The sequence below is a fragment of the Dactylosporangium sp. NPDC048998 genome, assembly GCF_043197855.1.
GTDB lineage: Bacteria > Actinomycetota > Actinomycetes > Mycobacteriales > Micromonosporaceae > Dactylosporangium.
This window is the reverse complement of the sequence record NZ_JBICTV010000005.1, coordinates 286,870-306,065: the sequence shown is the minus strand read 5'-3', so window position 1 is coordinate 306,065 and position 19,196 is coordinate 286,870. Positions and strand designations below refer to the sequence as shown.

The window sequence follows — 19,196 nt, the reverse complement described above, 5'->3', positions numbered from 1 at the left end:
GGGCCCGTTCAGCCGGCCAGTTCGGCCGGCGAAGCGCCCAGGTCGAGTAGCCAGTGCTCGCACCGGATCGGCACTCCCTCGTAGTCGACGTCGACCGGCCCGGCGCTGACGAACCCCACCCGCCGCGCCACCGCCGCGGCGGCCGCGTTGGCCGCCCCGATGAACGCGTGGATCCGCGGCACCAGGCCCGAGGCGCGCACCTCCGCCACGATCAGCCGGATGGCCCCGACGGCGAGCCCGTGCCGCCGCCGCAGGCCGGGCAGCAGCATGATGCCCAGCTCGGGGATCTGCTCGCCCTGCCAGGCGGTGCCGAACACGGCCACCACCCCCGCCGGGGCGTCGTCCGGGCCGGCCAGGATCGTGCGGTACCACTCGCCGCCGGCCGCGCCGACGCGCCGTTCGTGCACCTGCTGCACCCGGCCCAGCGGGGCGGGGCCGCCGAGGTAGCGCATGACATCGGGGTCGCCCTCGAGTGCCGCGGTCAGCCAGCGGTCATCCTCGCCGTACGGCCGCAGCCTCATGATGTCGAACGTACTGCCCCGCGGCGGCGAAGACGATCATCGCGACGCCGGCGGTTCGGGGCCGGCATCCCGGACGGCCGGGAAGGAGTTCCCGGCGGGTCGGGAACCGCGGCCGATGGTCAGGGCCGGGCCGGGTTGCCATACTCGCCGCATCGACGCCGCGCAGACGCACCCGAGCCGCGACGCCAGCCGGTGGGCGGCCGCGACGCTGGCGGCCGTCCTGGTCGGGGTGGTGTTCCTGCTCGCCTGGGTGACCGGCGGCCATCGCTTCCCCGACTCCGGCGACGGGTCTCCGGCTTGGCTCGAACCGCTGGTCACGATGATCGCCTATGGCGTGGCGGGTGCCCTGCTCATCGACCGGCGCCCGGACCTGCCGTTCGGGTGGATGCTCGCCGGTGCCGCGGTGCTCGTCGTCGTCCAGATGCTGATCCTGCCGCCGTCGTACGAGGCCGTCGTGCACGGCGACCGCAGCGCGGCGGCACGCTGGGGGCTGGCCGTCTCGGCCTTCGGCTTCGCGCCGATCGCGGCACAGGGCCTGATCAACATCCGGTTTCCGTCGGGCCGGCCGGCCAGCAGGTGGGGCGGCCTGCTCGAGAAGGTGCTCGTCACCACCACGGCCCTCGTCCTGCTGGCCGGGATGCTGAGCAGTTCGAGCCTGCGCGACGTGGCCGGCGGCGCGCCGGGGGTGTCGCATCCGCTCACCGCCGCAACCGCGGTCGGACGGGTCGCCGACGGCCTGCTCGTGCTGGCACCGGTGGTGGTGCTGCTCGGCCTGGTCGCCGGCGTTGGGGTCGTGGTCCGGTTCGCGCGGGCCCGGGGCGTCGCCCGCCAGCAATTGAAATGGCGCGCGGTCGGCGTGATGGCCGCCCTGGCGTCCTTCCCGCTGGCCGTCACCGGGCGGCTGCCGGGCGGCAGCAACGTCGTGGACGCCTTGGTGTTCGTCCTCACCCTGGTCGTTCCCGTGCTGCGGTACCGGCTGTGGTCCATCGACACGATCCTGCGCAGGTCCCTGGCATACGGCGTGATCACCGCCGCCCTGGTCATCGCCTTCGCCGCCGTGTCCGCGGCCGCGGCCCAGGTCGTCTCCCGGCAAGTGGCGGCGCCGGTCGCGGCGGTCGCCGTGGCGCTGTGCTTCGTGCCGCTGCGCGACCGCAGCCAGCGCGTCGTGGATCGGCTCTTCTACGGCGGCCGGCAGGATCCGTACCGCACCCTGCGCGACCTCGGGCAGCGCCTCAACGCCATGTCCGGCCGCGAGGCGCTCGGCTCGTTCGCGGACGCGATCGCCACCATCCTGCGGCTGCCCTACGTGGCCATCGAGAGCGCCGACGGCAGCCCGGTCGCCTCCCACGGCGTCGCGGCCGAGCCGCTGGTGCGCCGGCCCTTGACGTACGAGGGACAGGTCGAAGGCTTTCTCCTGGTGTCGCCGCGCCGCGGCGAGGACGACCTCGACGACCGCGATCGCGACCTGCTGTCCGACATCGCCGGGCAGCTCGGCATGGCCCTGCACACCCGGACCCTGACCGACGAGCTGCTGCGCTCGCGGCAGCGGCTGGTCACCGCCCGCGAGGAGGAACGCCGCCGGCTGCGCCGCGAGCTGCACGACGGCCTCGGGCCCGTCCTTACCGCCATCGGCCTCACCCTCGACGCCGCCCGCGCCCGCATCGACACCGACCCGGTCGCGGCGCGGCATCACGTCGACGGGGCGAAGGAGGCCGCCGGCCAGGCCCTGTCGGACCTGCGCAAGGTCGTTCACGGCCTGCGCCCGGCCGCGCTGGACGACCTCGGGCTCGTCGGTGCCCTGCGCTCGCAGGCCGACCGGCTCACCGCCGGCTCCCACCTGCGGTGCACCATCGACGCCGGCGACCTGCCGGACCTGCCGGCCGCCGTCGAGGTCGCCGCCTACCGCACCGCCGTGGAGGCGATCACCAACGTGGTACGCCACAGCAACGGGCAACACTGTCGCGTACGCCTGTCGGCGTCGGCCCGCGAGCTCGTGCTGGACGTCGGCGACGACGGCACCTCCGCCGGGCCCTGGCTGCCCGGCGTCGGGGTCACCGCGATGCGCGAGCGCGCCGCCGAACTCGGCGGCCGCTGCCACGCCGGTCCCGGCCCGGACGGCGGCGCCGTCACCGCCCACTTCCCGCTCCCGGAGCCGTCATGATCCGCGTTCTGCTCGCCGACGACCATCCCCTGGTACGCCAGGGGCTGCGCGCGGTGCTCGACACCGTCGGAGACATCGAACTCGTCGGTGAGGCCAGCGACGGCCGCGACGCCGTGCGCCTGGCCGTCGAACTGCGGCCCGACGTGGTCATCATGGACCTGCAACTCCCGGGCCTGCACGGCATCGAGGCCACCCGGCAGATCCAGGCCCAGGCACCTGGCTCGGCGGTGCTCGTCCTGACGATGTTCGAGGACGACGGGACGGTCTTCGCCGCCGTTCAGGCCGGTGCCCTCGGCTATCTGGTCAAGGGCGCCGGCGGTACCGACATCGTCGCGGCCATCCACGCGGCCGCCGCCGGGCAACCGGTGTTCGGCGCGGCACTCGCCGCCCGGCTGCGAACCTGGTTCGCCGCGCCACCCCCGCAGGACGGGCCGTTCCCCGAGCTCACTCCCCGGGAACGCGACATCCTCGACCATCTCGCCGCCGGCCTGTCCAACACCGAGATCGGCCAGCGGCTGCACCTGTCCGGCAAGACCGTCGCCAACAACATCTCGACGATCCTCACCAAGCTCCACCTCAGCCAGCGCAGCCAGGCCATCGTCCGCGCCCGCGACGCCGGCCTCGGCCGCCCGCGCTGAGCCGAACGGCTGACGGCCCCCGCCGTCGCGGCGGGAGCCGTCCTACCGTTGCTCGGCGGACGTGCGGATCAGCCGCCGGTGAAGCTCGGCTCGATGCCGCACTTCGCCTTCGCGTCGAGGCAGATCTTCACGAGCGGGCCGAGGTTCTCCGGCTTCCACGCGTTCATGAAGTCGCCGTGCATCGAGGAGGCCATGCCCGAGGAGAGCGTCAGGCCGTCGCCGCCGAGGGAGTCGTAGTTGACCATGAACGAGAGGTTCGGCACGGCGACCGGGTACTTGCCGGTGCACTGGCCGTTCTGCATCGGGCCCATGTGGGACTTGTGGTCGGGCGAGTCGATGTGCTGGCCGTCCCAGCAGTCCTGGAAGACCAGCTGGAAGATCAGGTTGCCGCCGGCCGCGCAGACCGGCCAGTTGCCGTCGGCGCTGCGGCCGACCTCGGCGCTGCCGGCGCACCAGAACTGGCCGCTGGCGCCCTTCGGCGTGGCCACCTGCCGCTTCGCGTCGCCGTGCACCATGACCAGGCCCGGCGGGAAGGGCACGGTCACCGACGGGTCGGCGAGGCGCGACCCGTAGTACACCCGGAAGCTCTTGATCTTGACCGGCTGGCCGTCGCGCAGCAGCTGCGGCACCCAGTAGGCGCTGCCGTCGCCCGGCGCGTTGCAGGTCGTCCTGCGGGTGAGCAGGTCGGCCGGCCTGGTGACGGCGTCCAACGCCGGGCCGAAGAAGGTGTGCATGTGCGAGGCGCCCGGCAGGCCCGGCAGCACGATCGGGTCGTCCTTGGCCTCGTTGGACACCTGGCAGTCGGTGTGGAACTCGGCGACCCGGGTCGTGCCGGCCGGGACCGGCAGCTGCTTGATCGCGTTGAACGCGGCGAGCTGCTGCTGCCACGCGGCCTGGTCGACGTCCACCCAGCCGGCCCCGGCGCCGCCCGTGGGCGCGGCCGACGACGGCGCGGCGCTGGGGGCGGCGGTGGTCGGCGGCGGGACGGTCGCCGTGGCCGGCCCGCGCGTCGCGGCGGAGCCCCCGCCGAGGGTGAACCAGTTGATGTTGACGAAGTCGGCGGGCTGCGGGCTCCGCATCACCGCCACCAGGGTCTGCGCGCCGGCCGGCACGCTCACGGCCTTGGCGGTGACGGTCGTCCACCGCTGCCAGCCGCCGGTGTACGCGACCGGGAACATGGCCAGCAGCCCGCCCGTCGGCGAGCCGAGGTGGAGCTCGATCGAGCCGCCGGCGCGGTTGTTCGAGGCGATCCGGGCGGTGAGGTCCGCGCCGCCGATGGTCACGTTGTCGTACCGCAACCAGTCCCCGGCGGCCAGCCAGCCGACGTTCTTGCCGCCGCCTTCGTCGGTGGTGTTCTCGGTCTGCGCGCCGGACTGGGCGGAATACGACTCCGCCTCCAGCTTCGGCGCCGGAGTGATTTCGCCGGCATCGGCCGTCGCGATGTAAATGCCGCTCGCACCGAGGGCCGCAGCCACGGCAGCGCCCAGCAGCACACGGGTCTTCCTGCGCATTTCGATCCTTTGTCTCTGCCGTATCGGCAAACGTCACGGGTCGTTGCGCCAGCCAGTGTGCGGATCCCCGGCGACTTAGTTCAAGAGGTAAAGGAAGAATTACAACAGCACCGGCGGGGACGCCCGACGTGGCCTGAGAAAGCGATCCGATTACACTTTTTCCGCAATCGCTTCTTTAATTCCTGCTTAGGTTTCCCGGCGTCGGCCGCCGCGATCGGGCCGACGCGTTCGTCAGGTGGCGACCGGGACCTCGGTCACCTCGAGCACGCGGGCCGTCGGGGCGGTGTCGCCGTAGCGGGCCCGGATCGCGAGGCGGTCCGGGTCGACCATGAACGCGTCATAGCCGGCCCGCGTCGCGAAGCTGATGACCTGCACCTCGGTGCCGCCGCCGGCGAGCCGGCGCTCCAGCGTGCCGCCGTGCCTCGGCAGCAGCGCGAGCACCTCGTCCTCGTACTGCGCCCCGGCCTCCACCGAGTCCGGCACCATCTCGACCACCGCGACGAGCAACAGTCCCGCGTCCCGCATGAGGGTTAGACAACCACACCCTGATCGCCGAGTCGACGGCCAGGGTGGCCGCGGCCGGGGACGCCTCCGCGGCGATACCATACCGGTTCCATAACATATGGATCAGGGATCAAGACGATATGACTTCCGTAGCACCCGAGGACAGCGCCGCGCGGGCCCGGCGCCGCACGACGAACCACATCAAGGAGTCGCTGCGCGCGCTGAGCATCCAGCTGTCGCTGCTCAACCACCGGGTCGGCGCCCGGCTGGAGCTCAAGGACGTCGACTTCGACTGCCTGGACCTCATCAACCGGCACGGGCCGCTCAGCCCGAGCGCGCTGGCGCGCCGGGCGGGGCTGCACCCGGCCACGATGACCGGCATTCTCGACCGCCTGGAGCGCGGCGGCTGGATCGCCCGCGAGCGCGACCCCTCCGACCGCCGCGCCGTGGTCGTGCGCCCCCAGCGCGACCGCGTTGGCGAGGTGTACGGCCTCTACTCGGGCATGAACGGCAGCATGGACGCGCTGTGCGCCGACTACGACGAGGCCGAGCTCCAGCTGCTGGCCGGCTTCCTGGAACGCGTCACCGAGGCCGGCCGGATCGCCACCGACGACCTGACCGACGCGGGCCATGGACAGGCGCCCACGGGGTAGTCCCGCGGCATGCAGACGCATGCTGGCCGCCGGCGCCGGGCCTCGATCGCCGTGCTGGTGACCCTGGCCGCGGGCGTCCTCGCCGTCGCCGCCCGCTCGGCCGAGGGCGTCCCACCCGCCGCGACGGTGGCGGCGGGCCCGCCGAGCGGCTGCGCCGTGAAACCGACGGTCGTGCTGGTGCACGGCGCGTGGGCCGACACCTCCAGTTGGAGCGAGGAGGTGAGCCGGCTGCAGCGCGAGGGCTACCCCGTGCGGGCGGTGGCCAACCCGCTGCGCGGTCTGACCGGCGACGCGGCGGACGTCGCCGACTTCCTCAAGACCCTCTCCGGGCCCGTCGTGCTCGTGGGCCACTCCTACGGCGGCTCGGTCATCACCAACGCGGCCGCCGGCGACCCGCACGTGAAGGCCCTGGTCTACGTCGACGCCGCCGCGCCCGCGGTGGGCGAGACCACCGCGCAGCTCAGCGGCGCCACGTCGGCGCTGGGCGCGGCGCCGGACACCCTCTACGACGTCGTGCCGTTCTCGGCGGCCAGGATTGGCGATGCCGACCTCTATCTGAAGCAGAAGGTCTTCCTGCAGTCCTTCGGCCCCGACCTGCCCGCGCCGGCCGCGCAGCGGCTGTGGGCCTCCCAGCGCCCGGCCGCGAAGAGCGCGTTCACGACCCCGTCCACGGCCGCCGCCTGGAAGACGATCCCCTCCTGGTACGTCATCGGCTCCGCCGACCGGATCATCACCCCGCAGTCGCAGACCTTCATGGCCCAGCGCGCCAAGGCCCACGTGCGGACGGTCCCGGGCGGCTCGCACCTCACGCTGATCTCCCACCCCGGGCCGGTCACCGACCAGATCCTCGCCGCCGCCCGGGCTACGTGCGGCTGACCGGTCAGCCGCCACCGGAAGCGGCGGGCGCCGCCGCGAGCGCGAGGAGGTGGAACGCCTGCGCCTCCGCGGAGGTGCCCGGGCGGTCGAAGGTCGGCGCGCCGCAGACCGAGGTGACGAGGCCGTCGTGGACGTGGGGCTCGACCGCGGCGCGCAGCGAGTCCGCGACGGCGGCGTAGGAGGGCTCCAGCCAGCCATCGGTGACGCCGGTGTACGCCGCGTAGGCCAGCATCTGCGCCAGGTTCGCCTCGCGGAAGGACGCCGGGTCGTCGAGCACGTCGCCGAACAGCCCGTCGGCGCGGCGGTGGGCCAGGCACGCGTCGATCACCTCGCGGGCGTGCCCGGCGAGCGGGCCGGCGAGCGCGGGGTCGTGGCGAATCGCCCGGGCGAGGCCGGCCGCGACCCAGCCGCTGCCGGTGCCCCACAGCCGGGGTCGGTTGTCGGCGGCGGCGTAGAGCCCGTCGTGGCACAGCCGCTGCCGGTGCCCCTCGGCCTGCCGGACCGCCAGGTCGGGCCGGCCGGCGAAGGCGAGCATCGGCACGACCATGTACACCGTGTCGGCCCACACCTCGGGCGCGTCCAGGACGTGGTAGAGCGTGCCGTCGGCGGCCCGCGGCGCCCGCTCGGCGATCCAGTCGAGCTGGCGCCGAGCGACGTCGGTGAGCCCCAGGTGTACGACACCCTCGAAGTTGGCGGCGCAGTTGACCGAGCCGCGCTCGCCGCCAATCGTGCCGAGGCGCCCGTCGGGGCTCTGGTGGACGGCCGAGTCGCGGGCCAGCCGCCCGGCGAGGTCCGTCAGCCCCAGGTCGAGCAGGGCGTGGACGGCCACGCCCTGCTCCCAGTTCTGCCGCTGCATGGCCAGCAGCGTCAATACGACCGGGTGATCGAGCACCGGTCAGTCGCGCGGTGTGAGGACGAAGAGGGGGATCGTGCGGGCGGTCTTGGCCTGGTACCCGTCGTAGTCGGGCCAGGTCGCCGTGGCCCGCTGCCACCACAGCTCCTTCTCCTCGCCGGTCGCCTCGTGGGCCGTGTAGTCGCGCTTCACCGACCCGTCCTGCAGCTCGACGTGCGGGTTGGCCTTGAGGTTGTGGTACCAGACGGGGTGCTTCGGCGCGCCGCCCAGCGAGGCGACGACCGCGTAGTGCCCGTCGTGCTCGACCCGCATGAGCGGCGTCTTGCGGACCTTGCCCGACTTGGCGCCGAGCGACGTCAGCACGATGATCGGCCGGCCGCGCATGGTGTTGCCCTCGGCGCCGCCGGTCCGCTCGAACAGCTCGACCTGCTCGCGCGACCAGTCGCTCGAGCTTGGCTCGTAGTCACCGGTCAACGGCATGGTTGCTCCTTACTGTTGGGTGATCTCGCCTTCGACCGTACCCGCCGCCGGGCCGGCTTCCGCGCGTTCCTCGCGGTCGCGCATGTCCTCCTGACGTTTGTCGTCGTCGTGTTGCTCGGCGTCGTCTGCCTTCTCGTCCTGGTCGGTGGGCTCGGTGCCGGACTCCTCGTCCCCGTCGGCCGGCTCGCCGTGGGCGTGCTCGGCCAGATATCGCACCGCGGTGTTGCCCACCGCGAGCAGCGGCACGGCGACGAGGCCGCCGACGATGCCGGCGGCCACCACCCCGGTGGCGATCGCCAGGATCACCGCGAGCGGGTGCAGGGCGACCGCCCGGCCCATGATCAGCGGCTGCAGGACGTGGCCCTCCAGCTGCTGTACCGCGATGACGACCCCGAGCACGAGCAGCGCGCTGACCGGCCCGTGGGTGACCAGCGCGACGAGGACCGCCACGGTGCCGGACAGGGTCGCGCCGACGACCGGGATGAACGCGCCGAGAAACACCAGGGCGGCCAGCGGCAGGGCGAGGGGGATCCGTATTACCACCAGGCCGATGCCGATGCCGAGCGCGTCGACGAACGCGACCAGCACCGTGGCCCGCACGTAGGACACGAGGGTGGACCACGAGTAGTACCCGGCCCGGGCCACCGGCGCCTGGGCGTGCCGCGGCAGCAGCCGGCACAGGAAGGTCCAGATCTGCTCGCCGTCGCGCAGGAAGAAGAACAGCGTGAACAGCACCAGGAAGAAGCCGGTGATCACCTCGGCGAGCGTGGTGGCGGTGCTCAGCGCGCCCGAGGTCAACGCGCCACGGTTGGTCGTGATCTGCCGCTGCAGCGAGTCGATGGTGTCGTTGAGCTGCCGCTCGGAGATGTGCAGCGGGCCGCGGGCGAGCCAGTGGCGGATCTCGTTGAGGCCGCCGCGGACCTGCACCTCGAGGTTGTGGAACTGGTCGATGAACGTGTAGATGATGGCGCCCAGGCCGCCGAAGACGACGGCGAGGCCGCCGACGAGGACGATGGCGGCGGCCAGCGAGCGGTGCAGCCCGCGCCGGCGCAGCCAGCCGGCGACGGGCTCGAGCAGCGCGGCGAGCAGGAGCGCCACGACGACGGGGATCACCATCAGGTGCAGCGCGGCGACGAGCTGCAGCAGCAGATACCCCGCGAGGATGAACAGCACGATCCGCCAGGCCCAGGCCCCCGCGACCTTGACGCCGTGGGGGATGCCGTCGTCCACAGTGGACGCCGACCGCACCTCGACCTGGCCGGGGAACGGCGGGTTGCTGTGCGCGGCGCTCAGCCGGGTCCGCGCCCGCTCGCCGAACTGCATGAACCACGTCGTCATGCCCCGGCCAGTACCCCGCAGGGGTGGTGTCAACCGATCGGCAGGGTTCGCTCAGGCTCCGCGCTCCAGATCAGTCCAGGTCACTCCAGGTCACTTCAGGTCACTGCTCCCGGTCGTAGCGGGCGAAGTCGTCGGCGGAGTCCTTGCCGGAGGTGCGCCAGATGTCGCCGTTGCAGGTGTACGGGGTCGGGTCGAGGTTGGGCTGCAGCTCGATGCGGCCCTTCTCGCTGCCGTCGACGCTGATCGTGACGACCGTGGTGGCCTCGCCGCCGGCGAAGGACAGCACGCCGTCCTTGGTCGACACCTTCCACTCGGTGCGGCCCGCCCACGAGGCGTTGACGGTGCGGCCGTCGTCGGTCTTGCCGCTGTACACCGTCTTGGTGTCGTCCTCGACCGCGTTGCCGTCGGCCCGGATCTCCCAGATCTTGCCGCCGCCGGTGAACTTGATCTTCCCGAGCTTCTCGCGCTTGCCCACGTCGGTGGTGCTGAGGTCGACGTAGTGCTGGTAGGAGGTCTGCTTCCACTTGCCGACCAGGCACTGCTCGACCGGGCCGGTCTGCGACGACGTGGCCTGCGGGCCGCCGGTGGCGTCCGGCTTGCGGTTGAGCGACACCACGACGATGGCGACCACGAGCACCACGAGCAGCACCGAGCTGATCACCAGGGCGGCGAACCAGCGGTTGCGCCGCCCCGGCGGCGCGGGCGGGCCGGACTGCGCCGGCGACATCGGGGGCTGCTGGTAGGCGGGCGGCGCGCTGTACGGCTGTGTCGCGTACGGCATCGCGGAGTAGGGCTGCGCGACCGGCTGCCGCGGCGGGTACTGCGGCTGAGGGTACTGCGGCTGCGGTGGCTGCTGGGGCGGCTGCGCCTGCGGGTACTGCTGCGGCGGATACTGCGGCTGAGGGTACTGCGGCTGAGGCGGCTGCTGCGGCGGGTACTGCGGCGGCTGGGGCGGATACCCGCCCGGCGGTGTCTGGCCGTACCCAGCGGTGGGATCGGGCTGCTGCCACTGCCTCGGGTCCACGTTCGTTCCTCCCCCATGCCGCCGCGCCGTCGCCCGACGACAAGACGCCGCTCACCGTTCACTCGCGCATTCCGCGCCATTCGCCGTCGAGAATGGCATATCGCGCGATCTTTCGCAGGTCGCCCGACCCGACAAAAGCCGCAAAACGCCGCGTCGCTGAGCAGTGAAATCCCATTTGGCGCCAACTGGCCGACCCACTCGGGGGCATTCTGTGTGACGATCGATAAGAGCGGGTACCCATCGCGAACCGGGTAGGCCCGTCGGAGGAGGTTGGGCGTCATGCTCAGCGAGAGCGAGCAGAAGCGGCTCGCGGACATCGAAGCCGCACTGCGCAACGACACGCGCTTCGTCAATGGTTTCAACCGGGCCATGAGCCGCCGGATCACGCCGCGCCGCGTGACCTCGGTGATCATCGCCATCGCCGCGATCGTCGGGGCCGTCGTCGGACTGGCCGCCGGCAGCGTCTTCGGGACGGTGCTGGCGATCTGTGCGCTCGGCATCGCCGGCGGCGTCTGGACCTACCGGCCGGCCCACCCCGAGCAGCCGGCCGCCCACCTAAACCCCTGACCTGCGTCTTCCGCGTTACCCGGCGTTTCCCCGAGTTCCCGGAGTCTCCCGGAGTTCCCCGGCACCGTGCTCACAGCGCCGGGGAACTCGCTTTCGCCCGCTCAGCGCAGGTCCCACGCCACCCTGGCCAGCACCGCGCCGAGCGGGGCGTCGACCAGGATCGCGGCGAGGGCGTCGCCGCGGGTCGGCCCCTGGTTCACGATCGCGATCGGCAACCCTAATTTCGCCGCCCGGACCACGAACCGCCGCCCGGACATGACGGTGAGCGACGAGCCGAGCACGACGAGCGCCGCGGAGCGCTCGACGAGGTCGAAGCATTGCTGTACGCGCGGGGTGGGCACGCTCTCGCCGAAGAACACCACGTCGGGCTTGAGCATCCCGCCGCAGCCCCGGCAGTCGGCGACCACGAACCCGGCGGCCTGCTCGTCGGTGAGGTCCACGTCGCCGTCGGGATTGATGCCGCCCGCCACGGCCGCGTATCCGATGTTGGCGGCGGACAGCCGGGCGTCGAGCTCGTCGCGGGCCGAGCGCTCGCCGCAGTCGAGGCAGACCACCCGGTCGAGGGCGCCGTGCAGCTCGACGACCCCGTCGGCGCCGCCGGCCTGGTGCAGCCCGTCGACGTTCTGCGTGACGATGCCGGTCAGCAGGCCGAGCCGCTGCAGCCGCCCGACCGCGTGGTGCCCGGCGTTGGGCGCGGCCCGGGCGATGGTCCGCCAGCCGAGGTGGCTGCGGGCCCAGTAGCGGCGCCGGGCGACCGGGTCGCGGGTGAAGGTCTGGTATGTCATGGGCTGGGCGTTGCGCCGCATCCCGCTCGGCCCCCGATAGTCCGGTATGCCCGACTCGGTCGAGATCCCGGCGCCGCTGAGCACCAGCACGCCACCCTTGCCGACGAGCGCGCTGAGCGCCGCCACCCCCTGCTCCACGGCATCAATCCTGCCTCGCCCGTCACGATCACCCCGACCGGCGGCGGCGCTGCGTGAAAGGTTCATGCTCGGCGAGTCGACGGAGAGGGGGCGCGGGCCGCGGCGCGAGGCCGAAGATTGGGGCATTTTTGAGTGATTTTTCGGACTTATCGTCATTTTTCGCCCCGAGTCAGCCGCCGACGATCGCGTCGAGCACCGCCGCCGAGCGGTGAAGAGGTGCGGTGACGGGGCGCACACCATCTCCGGCGGGGGACGTATCGTGTTCGGCATGGGTTTGGTGAGCAAATTCAACGCGTGGCGCCGCAAGCTGCAGGAGCAGCCGGGCACCACGATCGACCTCGAGCCGATGCGCGCCCTGCTGCCGCTGATCGAGGAGCGCGAGGCCGAGCTGTCCGAGCTCACCGACGAGGAGCTGCGCGCCGCCGCCACGGCACTGCACCAGCGGGAAGACCCGAAGGACTTCGTCGAGGCGTGCGCGCTCGGCCGGGAGGCAGCCAAGCGGGCCCTGGACGAGCGGCCCTATGACGTGCAGCTGCTCGGCGCCCAGGTGCTGCTCGCCGGGCACGTGGTCGAGATGGCCACCGGTGAGGGCAAGACGCTGACCGCCGCGATCGCCGCCGCCGGGTATGCCGCGCAGGGGCCGGTCCACGTGATCACGGTCAACGACTACCTGGCCCGACGCGACGCGGAGTGGATGCGGCCGGTGTACGAGCTGCTCGACCTGACCGTCGGCTGGGTCAACGAGTCTTCCACGCCGGAGGAGCGCCGGGAGGCGTACGCGAAGGACATCACGTACGTCTCGGTCAGCGAGGCCGGCTTCGACCTGCTGCGCGACTCGATCGTGACGGACACGGCCGACCGCGTGCACCGCGAGCTGGGCACCGTCATCATCGACGAGGCCGACTCGATCCTGATCGACGAGGCGCGCGTGCCGCTGGTGCTGGCCGGCTCCACGATCGACGACAAGGACCAGCCGCTCGCGATCGCGGAGATCGTCGGCGGCCTGCGCCGCGACCACGACTTCGAGGTCGTCGACGAGGGGCGCACCGCGCACCTGACCACCGAGGGCCTGGCGAAGGTCGAGTCCGTGCTGGACATCGACCTCTACGCCGAGGAGAACTTCGACGCGCTCACCGCCGTCAACCTGGCGCTGCACGCCGAGGCGCTGCTGGTCCGCGACGTCGACTACATCGTGCGTGACGAGCGGGTCGAGCTCATCGACGAGTTCCGCGGACGGGTCGCCCAGCGCCGCCGGTGGCCCGACGGGCTGCAGGCCGCGGTCGAGGCCAAGGAGAAGATCCGCAGCAGCGGCGGCGGCACGGTGCTGCAGACCATCACGGTGCAGGCGTTCCTCACGCAGTACAAGAAGATCTGCGGCATGACGGGCACGGCCCTCCCGGTCGGGGAGCAGCTGCGCGAGTTCTACAAGCTCGAGGTCGCGGTCATCCCGCCGCACCTGCCCAACATCCGCAAGGACTGGCCCGACCGCGTGTACGCCTCGGCCGAGGAGCGCGACATCGCCGTGGTCGCCGAGATCTCCGCGATGCACGCGACCGGGCGGCCGGTGCTGGTCGGCACGCTGAGCGTCGCCGAGTCGGAGCGGCTGGCCGCCACGCTCGCCGAGGAGGGCGTGGCGTGCGTGGTGCTCAACGCCAAGAACGACGAGGCGGAGGCGGCCATCGTCGCCGAGGCCGGCGCGATCGGCGCGGTGACGGTCTCGACGCAGATGACCGGCCGCGGCGTCGACATCCGCCTGGGCGGCAGCGACGAGAAGGACCGCGACCGCGTCGCCGAGCTCGGCGGGCTGTTCGTGATCGGCACGGCCCGCAACGACTCGCGCCGCATCGACGACCAGCTCCGCGGTCGCGCCGGCCGGCAGGGCGACCCGGGCGAGTCGATGTTCTTCGTCAGCCTCGAGGACGAGCTCATCACGCGGTACGGCCCGGAGCCCATGCCGATGGGGCGGGCCGACGCCGACGGCGCGATCGACGACGAGGACGTCCGGTGGGCGATCGGCTCGGCGCAGCGGGTCGCCGAGGCCGTCAACCTCGAGATCCACCGCAACACGTGGCGGTACAACTACCTGCTGGACCAGCACCGCCAGCTGCACGGCAAGCGGCGCGAGGAGTTGCTCACCACCGACGCGGCCGGCGAGCTGCTCGCGGAGCGCAGCCCGGACAAGTACAACGAGCTGTCCGAGGATCTCGGCGAGGACACGGTGCTGCGCATCGCCCGCCAGATCGCGCTCTTCCACGCCGACAGCGCGTGGTCGGAGCACCTCGCCGACATGAGCGAGCTGCGCGAGGGCATCCACCTGCGGGTGCTCGGCTCGCAGGACCCGCTCGACGAGTTCCACCGCGAGGCGATCCCGGCGTTCCGCGGCCTGCTGGCCGAGATCGACAACCGCACGGTCAGCGAGTTCGACGAGCAGGAGATCGACGGCCCCGACTGGGAGCCCGGCGACGCCGGCCTGATCCGGCCGAGCGCCACGTGGACGTACGTGGTCAGCGACAACCCGTTCGGCTCGGAGATGGAGCGGTTCTTCGCCGGCATGGTCAAGCTGTTCCGCAGCGGCAAGGGCGTCAAGAAGGGCTGAGCGCCCCACCGCGTTCGTCCGAGCTGGTCCGAGTTAGTCCGAGACGGCCGCCGCGTCCGCGGCGGCCGTCGCCACGTTCCGGCCGCTCGCCGCGCGGTGCAGTTCTTCGGGCCCGGGCAGCAGGTCGACGACATCGTCAGCGGCTGGACATGATCCCGCCGCCGATGAAGAAGATGGCGAAGCCGCACCAGATGATCAGGACGGCCCCCTGGATGACCGTGAGGATCCAGCCGCCGACGATGCCGACGGTGGCCAGCTCGCTGCCGCGCTCGCCGGTCTGGGCGATCTGCGCGCGGGCCTTGTACCCGAAGTAGATGCCCAGCGGCGGCAGGACGACGAACGCGAAGATGGCCGCGAGGATCGCATAGGTGTTGGTCGGCGGGGCCGGGTAGTACATCGCCGGCGGCGGCTGCCACCCCGGCTGCGGGGGCAGCTGCTCCGGTCGTGGCTGATCCGGTTGCGGTTCGTCCATGAAAGTCTCGCCCCTGCGGTTGTGTCGTGCCGGCCGGTGTTCCTGCAGTATTCCAGGATCTCGATCGGCGCGTTATCCCGCGATCGGGCCGGATAAATCGCTGCGCCGCCGGGCGGGGCGGCCGGTACGTTCGCGCTCGTGGACAACGGGAACGGGAGCACGGTCGCGCGCCGGGCCACGGCGGGCGACGCCGAGGAGCTCATCCGGCTGCGGATCGTCATGCTGGAGTCGATGGACGGCGAGCCGGTGCCGCCCGGCGAGTGGTCGGAGCTGGCCGTGGCCTCGCTGCGGCGGCGGCTGCCGCTGCCGGGGGCGAGCATCGCCGCGTTCGTGGTGGACCGCCCCGTCGGTGACGGGCCCGGGCTGGCCGCGTGCGCGACCGGGGTCTTCGAGGAGCGGCTGGGCTCACCGACCAACCCGGGCGGGCTGACCGGATACGTGTTCAACGTGGCGACGGATGCGCGGTACCGCCGCCGCGGCTACTCGACCGCGTGCCTCACGGGGCTGCTGGGCTGGTTCGCGGACAACGGCGTCAGCCAGGTCCGCCTGCGCGCGTCGAGGGAGGGCCTCCCGGTGTACGAACGGCTGGGTTTTGTTCTGGAGACCGGCCCGTCGATGCGCTGCTCGGTGCCGTCTCGGCCGCGAACCCGGTCAGGTGGTCTCGCCCCAGAGGCGGAGGCGGGCCATGCCGCCGTCGGGGAAGATGTCCAGCCGCACGTGGGTGGCCTCGGCCGGTGAGTCGAGGCGGAACCGGTGCCGGGTGTCCGGCTGCAGGCGGGTGCGCGGCAGCAGGTCGAACCATGCGACGTCGTCGCCGTCGAGGGAGGCCGACGCCGTGGCGCGCAGGGACGCCGCGCCGGGGGCGTTGCCCTTGAAGTGGGTGGTGTCCAGCTCGGCCAGGCGGATCCGGCCCGGGGCGGCCAGGCGGATCGTCACCCAGTCGTTGCCCTCGTCCCGGCGGCGGGCCGTCTCCCAGCCCTCGCTCATCTGCCGCGCCCGGTCGGGGAGGATCAGGTTGCCGGGCGAGCCGTAGAACATGTCGCTGCAGCCGACGACGAGGCCGCCGAGCTCCGCCGCCGCCAGGTCCACGGTCAGGCCGTGCAGGAGCCGCGGATCCGGTACCACGGTGCCGTGCACCCGCAGCCGCGCGACGCCGCCGTCGGGATAGATGTTCAGCCGGACGTGCGTGCAGCGAGCCCCGGCGCTGACCGCGAAGGGGTTGCGGGTGTCGCCCCGCACGGGCGACCGCGGCACGAGCTCGGTCCAGGACGCCGCCGCGAGCTCGTCCGGGGACGGGTGGTCGCCGACCTCGCAGCCCTCGACGGAGACCTGCGGCGGGTAGTTGCCGGTGAAGTGCGCGGTGTCCACGATCACGCCGCGCACGACGCCGGGCGCGCCGAGGCGCACGACCGCCCAGTCGTGGCCGGGGGTGCGCCGGCGGCGGGTCTCCCAGCCGTCGTAGACCTTCCCCTTCGGGCCGTACGTCCACGTCTCGAACGACGACGGCTCCGGATTGACGAGGTTGTCCCGGGCGGCGAAGAACTCGTCGTTGGCGTCGACCACGCCGCCGCCGAGTGCGCGCGAGGCGAGGTCAGGCAGATCCGTGAACGTCATGGAACATCCTCCCGGAGCAGGAACCGGCCGGCCGGGGTGTCGCCGATCGGGACGCCCCGCAGCCAGGTGGTGTGGACCACGCCGGACAGCTCGCGGGACGCGTAGGGGGTGACCGGGTGCCGGTGGTGCAGGGCGGCGGGGTCGACGACGAAGGTCGCCTCGGGGTCGAAGGCGACCAGGTCGGCGTCGACGCCCGGCTCGATACGGCCCTTGCGGCGCAGCCCGGCCAGGTCGGCCGGGCCGGCGGCCATCCAGCGGACCACGTCGGCCAGGGTGAAGCCGCGCTCGCGGGCGGCGGTCCACACGGCGGGCAGGCCGAGCTGCAGGGAGGCGATCCCGCCCCACGCGGCGGCGAAGTCGCCGGTGTCGCGGCGCTTGAGCTCCGGCGTCGACGGCGAGTGGTCGGACACGACGATCGAGATGGTCCCGTCGGCGAGGCCGCCCCACAGCCGGTCCTGGTTGCCGGCGTCGCGGATCGGCGGGCAGCACTTGAACTCGGTGGCGCCGTCGGGCACCGCCCGGGCGTCGAGGGTCAGGTAGTGCGGGCACGTCTCCGCGGTCGCGCGTACCCCGTCCGCCCGGGCGCGGCGCAGGGCCGGCAGCGCGTCGGCGGCCGACAGGTGCAGGATGTGCACCCGTGCCCCGGCCGCGCCGGCCACGGCGAGCGCGGCGTCGACCGCGGACACCTCGGCGGCCGGCGGGCGGGAGGAGAGGAAGTCGGCGTACGCGCGGGACGGGCGCGCGTCGTGCAGCCGCGCCGGGTCTTCGGCGTGCACGATGAACAGCGCGTCGACGGCGGCGAACGCCTCGGCGAGGCCGACGCGGTCCAGCGGCGGGAACTCCGGCACGCCGGAGTCGACCAGGAAGCTCTTGAAGCCGAACACGCCGGCGTCGTGCAGCGGCCGCAGGTCGGCGGCGTTGCCGGGCACCGCGCCGCCCCAGAAGCCGACGTCGACGAAGCACTGGCCGCGCGCGGCCGCCTGCTTCTCCCGCAGCGCCGTCACGCTCGTGGTCGGCGGCAGCGAGTTGAGTGGCATGTCCACGATGGACGTCACGCCGCCGGCCGCCGCCGCGCGGGTGGCGGTGGCGAAGCCCTCCCACTCGGTACGCCCGGGCTCGTTGACGTGCACGTGGGTGTCGACGAGGCCGGGCAGCAGGCACAGCCCGCCGAGGTCGGTGACCGGCCCGTCCACCGGCGCGTCGTGGTCGGCGACGGCGGCGATGCGCCCGTCGGCGACGGTGACGGTCGCGGCGCGCGGACCGCCGGGAAGGTACACCTGGCGCGAGCGCAGCGAGAACGTCACAGGGCCTCCAGCTCCTCGGCCGGGCGGGGCAGGTCGGCGGCGGACAATGCTCCACAGTGGACACCCCGGAGCAGGAACCGGGCCATGGCCCGCGCGGTGGCCGGCTCGTCGAGGTGGCCGCCGGCGCGGCGGGCGAGGTAGTCCTCCAGGCGCCGGCGCGCCTCGGGCAGCCCGTCGCGGAAGAACTGGAAGGTCGCGCCCCACCGGGTCGGCAGGTGCCCCGGGTGCAGGTCCCAGCCCTGGTAGATGCCGCGCTCGAGGCTGCGCCGCACCAGCCGGGCGTGCAGGGCCCAGGCCGCGCGCACCTGCTCGGTGGTGCCGGCCGGGACGACGTTGGTGGACCCGTCGGCGACGTGCACGCCGGTGCCGGCCACGGCGACCTGCATGACCGCCTTGGCGTGGTCGGCGACCGGGTGCTCCAGGCTCTGGAGGGCCGGCGCGACGCCGAGCGCGGTGCTGTAGTCGTAGGTGCCGTAGTGCAGGCCGGAGAGGCGGCCGTGCGAGCGAACGATCATCTCGGGCAGCGGGCAGCGCCCGTCGGCGCCGAGGATCGCCTGCGGCGTCTCCACCTGCAGCTCGAAGCGCAGCGCGCCCTCGGCGAGGCCGTGGGCGTGCTCCAGCTGGTGGCACAGCAGCACCGCCACGTCGGCGTGGGCGGCCGACGTCGCCTTGGGGAAGGTGATGACGAACCCGTCCGGGGGCGCGCCGAGGCCGGTGAGGAAGGCGTCGATCGTGCGGGCGGCCCGCACGACAGTGGCCGGCTCCAGGCTCTTGCACCGCAGCCCGAAGAACGGCGGGGCGCCGGTGCGCAGCGCGGCGCCGGCCGCCGCGGCGTGGGCGTCCTCCTCGTCGTCGGGGCGGATGCCGTACCCGTCCTCGAAGTCGACCCGCAGGTCCTCGATCGGCCCGGTGCCGAGCTTCGCCAGGACCATCTCGACGATCTCGTCGGGGAACGGCGGGGGGCCGTGGTCGCGCACCAGGGCGCGGGCCTGCTCCGCCCACTCCCCCGCGGTCGCGGCGGTGCAGCGGTCGGCGGGCACGTAGACGGTATGCACCGGCTGCCGCCGCAGGCCCTCATCGACCTGGCCGGGCAGCAGCAGCCGGTCGAGGTGCTCGGCGCGGGCCCGCAGCTCCTCGAGGTCGCGCTCGGTGAGGGCCATC

Annotated in this window: 19 protein-coding genes; 7 read left to right on the top strand and 12 right to left on the bottom strand. The window is 73.1% G+C overall.

Annotation, left to right across the window (positions count from 1 at the left end; translation table 11 throughout):
• Positions 1 to 8: 8 nt before the first annotated feature.
• The gene (locus tag ACGFI8_RS15125) at positions 9 to 521 is read right to left on the bottom strand and encodes a GNAT family N-acetyltransferase (protein WP_392804626.1); all 513 of its coding nucleotides are present in this window, start codon (positions 519 to 521) and stop codon (positions 9 to 11) included.
• Positions 522 to 636: 115 nt separating this feature from the next.
• Here ACGFI8_RS15125 and ACGFI8_RS15120 point away from each other — a divergent pair, with 115 nt between their 5' ends.
• Complete coding sequence (locus ACGFI8_RS15120; RefSeq protein ID WP_392804624.1) at positions 637 to 2,682, top strand: sensor histidine kinase; 2,046 nt, start codon at positions 637 to 639, stop codon at positions 2,680 to 2,682.
• Entirely contained in the window at positions 2,679 to 3,320 is a 642-nt protein-coding gene (locus ACGFI8_RS15115) for a response regulator (protein WP_392804621.1), read from the top strand. Before ACGFI8_RS15120 ends, ACGFI8_RS15115 begins: the two co-directional genes overlap by 4 nt.
• A 68-nt stretch (positions 3,321 to 3,388) precedes the next feature.
• On the opposite strand, the gene ACGFI8_RS15110 is transcribed toward ACGFI8_RS15115, so the two are convergent.
• Together ACGFI8_RS15110 and ACGFI8_RS15105 are read right to left on the bottom strand one after the other, a co-directional pair.
• Positions 3,389 to 4,831, bottom strand: a complete 1,443-nt coding sequence (locus ACGFI8_RS15110; RefSeq protein WP_392804619.1) for a DUF1996 domain-containing protein — start codon at positions 4,829 to 4,831, stop codon at positions 3,389 to 3,391.
• A 231-nt stretch (positions 4,832 to 5,062) separates the two neighbouring features.
• Positions 5,063 to 5,356: a hypothetical protein gene (locus ACGFI8_RS15105; RefSeq protein ID WP_392804617.1), complete on the bottom strand. Its 294-nt coding sequence runs from the start codon at positions 5,354 to 5,356 to the stop codon at positions 5,063 to 5,065.
• Between the two features lie 119 nt (positions 5,357 to 5,475).
• Here ACGFI8_RS15105 and ACGFI8_RS15100 point away from each other — a divergent pair, with 119 nt between their 5' ends.
• Positions 5,476 to 5,988, top strand: coding sequence for a MarR family transcriptional regulator (locus ACGFI8_RS15100; RefSeq protein ID WP_392804614.1), 513 nt, complete (start codon positions 5,476 to 5,478; stop codon positions 5,986 to 5,988).
• A 9-nt stretch (positions 5,989 to 5,997) separates the two neighbouring features.
• Positions 5,998 to 6,864, top strand: coding sequence for an alpha/beta fold hydrolase (locus tag ACGFI8_RS15095; protein WP_392804611.1), 867 nt, complete (start codon positions 5,998 to 6,000; stop codon positions 6,862 to 6,864).
• Between the two features lie 4 nt (positions 6,865 to 6,868).
• Here ACGFI8_RS15095 and ACGFI8_RS15090 read toward each other — a convergent pair whose 3' ends face one another.
• The 4 genes from ACGFI8_RS15090 to ACGFI8_RS15075 all read right to left on the bottom strand — a co-directional run bounded on the left by ACGFI8_RS15090 (position 6,869) and on the right by ACGFI8_RS15075 (position 10,559).
• The gene (locus ACGFI8_RS15090) at positions 6,869 to 7,720 is read right to left on the bottom strand and encodes a glycoside hydrolase family 88 protein (RefSeq protein WP_392804610.1); all 852 of its coding nucleotides are present in this window, start codon (positions 7,718 to 7,720) and stop codon (positions 6,869 to 6,871) included.
• 39 nt (positions 7,721 to 7,759) lie between these two features.
• Positions 7,760 to 8,197: a nitroreductase family deazaflavin-dependent oxidoreductase gene (locus ACGFI8_RS15085; RefSeq protein WP_392804608.1), complete on the bottom strand. Its 438-nt coding sequence runs from the start codon at positions 8,195 to 8,197 to the stop codon at positions 7,760 to 7,762.
• 9 nt (positions 8,198 to 8,206) lie between these two features.
• Positions 8,207 to 9,535: an AI-2E family transporter gene (locus ACGFI8_RS15080; protein ID WP_392804606.1), complete on the bottom strand. Its 1,329-nt coding sequence runs from the start codon at positions 9,533 to 9,535 to the stop codon at positions 8,207 to 8,209.
• Between the two features lie 100 nt (positions 9,536 to 9,635).
• Positions 9,636 to 10,559 (bottom strand): lipocalin family protein, encoded by a 924-nt coding sequence (locus ACGFI8_RS15075; protein WP_392804605.1) that lies wholly within the window; start codon positions 10,557 to 10,559, stop codon positions 9,636 to 9,638.
• Positions 10,560 to 10,838: 279 nt separating this feature from the next.
• On the opposite strand from ACGFI8_RS15075, the gene ACGFI8_RS15070 reads away from it, so the two are divergent.
• On the top strand, positions 10,839 to 11,126 hold the full coding sequence (locus tag ACGFI8_RS15070) for a DUF3040 domain-containing protein (RefSeq protein WP_392805382.1): 288 nt from the start codon (positions 10,839 to 10,841) through the stop codon (positions 11,124 to 11,126).
• A gap of 101 nt (positions 11,127 to 11,227) precedes the next feature.
• Here the strand turns inward: ACGFI8_RS15070 and ACGFI8_RS15065 are convergent, their stop codons facing one another.
• Positions 11,228 to 12,049: an NAD-dependent protein deacetylase gene (locus ACGFI8_RS15065; RefSeq protein ID WP_392804603.1), complete on the bottom strand. Its 822-nt coding sequence runs from the start codon at positions 12,047 to 12,049 to the stop codon at positions 11,228 to 11,230.
• 268 nt (positions 12,050 to 12,317) lie between these two features.
• On the opposite strand from ACGFI8_RS15065, the gene secA2 reads away from it, so the two are divergent.
• The gene (gene secA2, locus ACGFI8_RS15060; RefSeq protein ID WP_392804602.1) at positions 12,318 to 14,645 is read left to right on the top strand and encodes an accessory Sec system translocase SecA2; all 2,328 of its coding nucleotides are present in this window, start codon (positions 12,318 to 12,320) and stop codon (positions 14,643 to 14,645) included.
• A gap of 136 nt (positions 14,646 to 14,781) precedes the next feature.
• Here the strand turns inward: secA2 and ACGFI8_RS15055 are convergent, their stop codons facing one another.
• Positions 14,782 to 15,117: a DUF4190 domain-containing protein gene (locus ACGFI8_RS15055; RefSeq protein WP_392804600.1), complete on the bottom strand. Its 336-nt coding sequence runs from the start codon at positions 15,115 to 15,117 to the stop codon at positions 14,782 to 14,784.
• 138 nt (positions 15,118 to 15,255) lie between these two features.
• Between ACGFI8_RS15055 and ACGFI8_RS15050 the strand changes: the two genes are divergently transcribed.
• Positions 15,256 to 15,855 (top strand): GNAT family N-acetyltransferase, encoded by a 600-nt coding sequence (locus ACGFI8_RS15050; protein WP_392804598.1) that lies wholly within the window; start codon positions 15,256 to 15,258, stop codon positions 15,853 to 15,855.
• Here ACGFI8_RS15050 and alc read toward each other — a convergent pair.
• The 3 genes from alc to ACGFI8_RS15035 are packed head-to-tail and all read right to left on the bottom strand — an operon-like array spanning position 15,769 to position 19,195.
• On the bottom strand, positions 15,769 to 16,731 hold the full coding sequence (gene alc / locus ACGFI8_RS15045; protein ID WP_392804595.1) for an allantoicase: 963 nt from the start codon (positions 16,729 to 16,731) through the stop codon (positions 15,769 to 15,771). The genes ACGFI8_RS15050 and alc overlap by 87 nt on opposite strands.
• Positions 16,728 to 18,035: an allantoinase AllB gene (gene allB / locus ACGFI8_RS15040; protein WP_392804592.1), complete on the bottom strand. Its 1,308-nt coding sequence runs from the start codon at positions 18,033 to 18,035 to the stop codon at positions 16,728 to 16,730. Before allB ends, alc begins: the two co-directional genes overlap by 4 nt.
• Positions 18,032 to 19,195 (bottom strand): DUF6986 family protein, encoded by a 1,164-nt coding sequence (locus ACGFI8_RS15035; protein ID WP_392804590.1) that lies wholly within the window; start codon positions 19,193 to 19,195, stop codon positions 18,032 to 18,034. Before ACGFI8_RS15035 ends, allB begins: the two co-directional genes overlap by 4 nt.
• Between the last annotated feature and the right edge of the window lies 1 nt (position 19,196).

Coding starts and splice junctions, on each gene's coding strand:
- ACGFI8_RS15100 (WP_392804614.1), top strand. CDS start 5,476: ATGACTTCCGTAGCACCCGAGGACAGCGCCGCGCGGGCCCGGCGCCGC.
- ACGFI8_RS15070 (WP_392805382.1), top strand. CDS start 10,839: ATGCTCAGCGAGAGCGAGCAGAAGCGGCTCGCGGACATCGAAGCCGCA.
- ACGFI8_RS15055 (WP_392804600.1), bottom strand. CDS start 15,117: ATGGACGAACCGCAACCGGATCAGCCACGACCGGAGCAGCTGCCCCCG.
- ACGFI8_RS15105 (WP_392804617.1), bottom strand. CDS start 5,356: ATGCGGGACGCGGGACTGTTGCTCGTCGCGGTGGTCGAGATGGTGCCG.
- alc (WP_392804595.1), bottom strand. CDS start 16,731: ATGACGTTCACGGATCTGCCTGACCTCGCCTCGCGCGCACTCGGCGGC.
- ACGFI8_RS15035 (WP_392804590.1), bottom strand. CDS start 19,195: ATGGCCCTCACCGAGCGCGACCTCGAGGAGCTGCGGGCCCGCGCCGAG.
- ACGFI8_RS15120 (WP_392804624.1), top strand. CDS start 637: ATGGTCAGGGCCGGGCCGGGTTGCCATACTCGCCGCATCGACGCCGCG.
- ACGFI8_RS15115 (WP_392804621.1), top strand. CDS start 2,679: ATGATCCGCGTTCTGCTCGCCGACGACCATCCCCTGGTACGCCAGGGG.
- ACGFI8_RS15110 (WP_392804619.1), bottom strand. CDS start 4,831: ATGCGCAGGAAGACCCGTGTGCTGCTGGGCGCTGCCGTGGCTGCGGCC.
- ACGFI8_RS15085 (WP_392804608.1), bottom strand. CDS start 8,197: ATGCCGTTGACCGGTGACTACGAGCCAAGCTCGAGCGACTGGTCGCGC.
- ACGFI8_RS15125 (WP_392804626.1), bottom strand. CDS start 521: ATGAGGCTGCGGCCGTACGGCGAGGATGACCGCTGGCTGACCGCGGCA.
- ACGFI8_RS15080 (WP_392804606.1), bottom strand. CDS start 9,535: ATGACGACGTGGTTCATGCAGTTCGGCGAGCGGGCGCGGACCCGGCTG.
- ACGFI8_RS15095 (WP_392804611.1), top strand. CDS start 5,998: ATGCAGACGCATGCTGGCCGCCGGCGCCGGGCCTCGATCGCCGTGCTG.
- secA2 (WP_392804602.1), top strand. CDS start 12,318: ATGGGTTTGGTGAGCAAATTCAACGCGTGGCGCCGCAAGCTGCAGGAG.
- ACGFI8_RS15090 (WP_392804610.1), bottom strand. CDS start 7,720: ATGCAGCGGCAGAACTGGGAGCAGGGCGTGGCCGTCCACGCCCTGCTC.